The 1,160-nt window shown below is 36.0% G+C and carries 1 protein-coding gene and 1 pseudogene; both read right to left on the reverse strand.

Annotated elements, in window-relative coordinates:
* Positions 1–111: 111 nt before the first annotated feature.
* Positions 112–861, reverse strand: coding sequence for an IS21-like element helper ATPase IstB (istB, locus tag ACI6MV_RS24895; protein ID WP_407272993.1), 750 nt, complete (start codon positions 859–861; stop codon positions 112–114).
* Positions 858–1,160 (reverse strand): annotated as a pseudogene (locus ACI6MV_RS24900) (IS21 family transposase); the annotation flags it as partial. The pseudogene ACI6MV_RS24900 and the gene istB, both read right to left, overlap by 4 nt.

Here is a 1,160-nt window from a genome sequence, read left to right on the forward strand (position 1 = left end):
AAAAGCTTAGTTTTTAGTTCTTTAGGAAATGGATAACTGTTTTTGTAACCACTCCAATAATAGTACTCTTCTATTCCCTGAAGTTCCTTTCTCGTTATCGTGGCCATGAAATTACATGCCTAATCCATGACGTTCACGCATAGAAACATCTCCGTCTATTAGAATTTGATAGGAATCATGGATAATACGGTCTAGAATTGCTTCCGCAATTGTTTCATTCCCTAGTTTTATATGCCATCCACTAGGGTCTACTTGCGAACAGAAAATTGTTGAAGCTGCTTTATGACGAGATTCTGTGACTTCTAATAGAATTGCTGCTTCCTCTGTTGATAACTCTGTCAGTAACCATTCATCAAGGATAAGTAAATCAACTTTCGTATATTTTTTGATTAATTTTCGATAACTTCCATCTGTAGCTAATTTTGCAAGAGACAGTTCATCTAACAATTCCGGTAAGCGAATGTATTTAACATGATAAGATTGGCGACAAGCCGAGACTCCAAACGCCGTAGCTAAAAATGTTTTTCCAGAACCAGTAGGTCCTTTCAAAATGACATTGTGACTGTCATGGATATAAGTACCGCTGGCCAGTTTTAGTATCAAACTCTTATCTAGTCTTCGGTCTTCGTGATACTCCAAATCTTCCACACATGCATTTGAATTTATAAAACTGGCTGTCTTAATCAATCGTTGAAGCTTATTACTCTTACGACGGGAATATTCTAAATCGATGAGTAAACTAAAACGTTCTTCAAAACTCATCTTCTGAAACTCTTTATTCACGGATTGTTCCTTATAGGCTTCCGCCATTCCGCTAAGTTTCATTTCGTGTAATTTTGTTAATGTTTGTTCATTCATCATTTATCCGTTCCTCCATAGTAAGAAGCTCCACGTGTGAAGCCATAATCGTTTTTGCTGATATCTGTTTGACGTTTTAATTCTTGCTCGGCATCATTCTTCTTATTGTTCTTTAAAATCGTTTGAATACTTTTGACCGTAGGTCTTTTAGTCATCGTAAGTACCATTTTACATGCACGTTCTATTTCATATTTTGTGTAACGACGCTCAGATTTTTTCAAAGAAAATATAGACTGTAACGCTTGCTTTTCTGTTTGTGAATGATCTAAAAGATATCGTATGACACTCAAAGTTGATGCCCC

It is taken from the genome of Radiobacillus sp. PE A8.2 (genome assembly GCF_045635475.1).
GTDB lineage: Bacteria > Bacillota > Bacilli > Bacillales > Amphibacillaceae > JBJGXI01.